Origin of the sequence: Acaryochloris sp. IP29b_bin.137 (assembly GCF_028285745.1) — a bacterium.
GTDB lineage: Bacteria > Cyanobacteriota > Cyanobacteriia > Thermosynechococcales > Thermosynechococcaceae > Acaryochloris.
In genome coordinates, this window is sequence record NZ_JANQOP010000188.1 from 1 (window position 1) to 2,478 (window position 2,478).

4 protein-coding genes are annotated in these 2,478 nt (G+C 42.8%); 2 read left to right on the forward strand and 2 right to left on the reverse strand.

Annotated features, from left to right (window positions below):
* The coding region (locus tag Q0991_RS13715; protein WP_299489296.1) for an NAD(P)-binding domain-containing protein at positions 1 to 471 on the reverse strand (471 nt) is incomplete at its 3' end.
* A gap of 385 nt (positions 472 to 856) precedes the next feature.
* Between Q0991_RS13715 and Q0991_RS13720 the strand changes: the two genes are divergently transcribed.
* Positions 857 to 1,306, forward strand: coding sequence for a transcriptional repressor (locus tag Q0991_RS13720; RefSeq protein ID WP_299489297.1), 450 nt, complete (start codon positions 857 to 859; stop codon positions 1,304 to 1,306).
* 133 nt (positions 1,307 to 1,439) lie between these two features.
* On the opposite strand, the gene Q0991_RS13725 is transcribed toward Q0991_RS13720, so the two are convergent.
* Positions 1,440 to 1,865: a Fur family transcriptional regulator gene (locus tag Q0991_RS13725; protein WP_299489298.1), complete on the reverse strand. Its 426-nt coding sequence runs from the start codon at positions 1,863 to 1,865 to the stop codon at positions 1,440 to 1,442.
* Between the two features lie 521 nt (positions 1,866 to 2,386).
* Here Q0991_RS13725 and Q0991_RS13730 point away from each other — a divergent pair.
* A partial coding sequence (locus Q0991_RS13730) for a GTP-binding protein (protein ID WP_299489299.1) occupies positions 2,387 to 2,478 on the forward strand: 92 nt, incomplete at its 3' end.

Below are 2,478 nucleotides of genomic sequence, written 5' to 3' on the forward strand. Positions count from 1 at the left end.
TCCCACAAATGGATTGACCCTTGGGTATTGGAATTCTCCAGCAGCCCAGATCACAAACTGGGTTTTGACGTCTCCGCCAGAAGTCTTGAGGATAAAGCCACGACACTGAGAAAGGGGTTCAATTGCTAAAACATCCGTTCCTGTCTTCACAGGCAACTGGAAGTGATCGGCCACCGTTTGCAAGTAGAGGGCATACTGCTGGCCATTGAGATGTTCTCTTCGAAAGGCAATCGCTGGCGATGTTTTCAAGGTAATGGCATTGAGATCGAGTAGGCCAAAACCATGACTCGGAAATGAGGGGGTTATCAAGTTCATCTCCGCTGGCCAGCGGCTAAAGGAGGCTCCAACCTGCTGCCGTTCCAACAGAATAAAGTTTTTCAGGCCTAGATCTTGAAGCGCGACTGCACAACCTACCCCGGCTGGCCCTGCACCGACTATCACCACGTCATAGGAAGAATTTGTCTCTTTCATGGATAGACTTGCTGCCAGCAAGAGTTTAATATAATGATTATCATTATCATAATTTTTAAAATCAGCCAACGCCCCCAATCCATCTGATACAGAACGGATAAGCATAAGCTAGTGGACTAATTTCTAGGGGAAGTCCATAGAGCCGAGATTTAGCATAGTAAATCTGTCACCATCAGTCAGATTGGGACTCTAAATGGGGCTGGACTAGCGCTTCATATCGCTGAGCAAGGATAAGGTTGATCGCTCAAACACCCTGTTAATGCAGGTGATCAGCAATTAAAGAGAGCAAAAAATCCACAATACTTTTCTCAATAAAATCTTCTTGTTGCAAATTAATCCATTTATAGTTAGACTTTCAATAAGCTTGTGTTATTGAGAAAAGACTATGTACACTGCTAACTCACTCAAAGCAGAGCTGAATGACCGAGGTTGGCGCCTCACCCCTCAGCGAGAAACCATTCTTCATGTGTTTCAAGACCTTGAAGAAGGCAAACATTTGAGTGCCGAAGATCTACATACTCTCCTGCAAGAACAAGGTGAGCCCATTAGTTTATCGACCATTTATCGAACATTGAAATTAATGGCTCGCATGGGTATTTTGCGGGAATTAGAATTCGCTGAAAGTCATAAACACTATGAACTGAATCAGCCCTATCCCCACCATCATCACCATCTAATTTGTGTTCAATGTGATAAAACCATTGAGTTTAAGAGTGACGCCGTTCTAAAAATCAGTTCCAAGACGACCAAGAAATTGGGATTTCATCTGTTAGATTGTCAATTATCAATTCATGCCATCTGTCCTGAGTGTCAGCGGTCTATACTACCCACCTGATCAAGGGTTTGACAATGGTGAATTAGGTCTGAGAAAAATTGCGAAAAGTCCTGGGCAAATCATTGATAATGGGTCATCCACTCAACGATCGCAGAACAGAAGATTAACGGGATGTTCTCGACGCTTTTTGCCTTTATTCGGGGCGGCAGCGATTGCAATATCCACCATGCACCGTGATCTCATAATGAGTGACTTGTAACCCAGGGCGAAGCGCCTTAAAATCTAAATCCTGAAGCTGGTCCCAGGCAATATCCTCAATCGCTCCACAAGACTGACATTGGAAGTGATGGTGGGGGTCGATATTGGCATCATAACGACAAACGCCTTCTTCTAAGAGAACCTCTCGGATAAGCCCCACTTCGCGTAAAGCCTGGAGTGAAGAGTAGACCGTTGCCTGGGAAGAGGTTGGTCCATCTTGATTCAGATGATTCGTAATTTGCTCCGCAGTTGGGTGGTCTGAACGAGCTAGTAAGTCTTCATAGACTGCAAAACGCTGGGGTGTGACTCGCAAGCCTTTCGCTTTTAAAGTTTGGATAATTTTATCTGCTTGTTGTTGCATCTATAAGTACCTACAGAAAAGTGCTAGCCATCTCTAAGAAGGAACATCTGGGGTCAAAAAATAGCTATGTGAAGACTAGTATCCATAACTGTAAGTATCCATATCTAAATATTAATCAAAAATCAAAGTAATAAATGCTACCTAATAACTTCTAGACAAGATTTATTCTGAGAAATGCCTGTGATAGAACAACACGGCTTGGATCAAAAAATAAAAACTTTCCAATAAATTGCCGTTCTCAGGAAAGTTTTTGGAAATTTTCCAAGGATGCTTACTAGATATAGCTTTCAACGATCACGTGGTACTTGGATGCAGATTCGCGATCTTTAAGCCTAAACGAGAGGGCTATCATGCTCCATCTACTGATTACTGGGCCAACGAATGGTTACAGACAGTGACTTTTAGGCTGCTCCACGAAATTCAAAAGAATAAAATGATACGATGTATCATATCATTTGTTTTCAATATTCAATCAGTTGGCCAAACCAAAGACGAACCATATTGAAATGTAATAGAAATCAATGAGACATACAAACAAACTCCCCGTCACCGTACTTTCAGGTTTCCTTGGGGCCGGTAAAACCACCGTGCTGAGGCACATTCTGAACAACCG

Coding starts and splice junctions, on each gene's coding strand:
- Q0991_RS13720 (WP_299489297.1), top strand. CDS start 857: ATGTACACTGCTAACTCACTCAAAGCAGAGCTGAATGACCGAGGTTGG.
- Q0991_RS13725 (WP_299489298.1), bottom strand. CDS start 1,865: ATGCAACAACAAGCAGATAAAATTATCCAAACTTTAAAAGCGAAAGGC.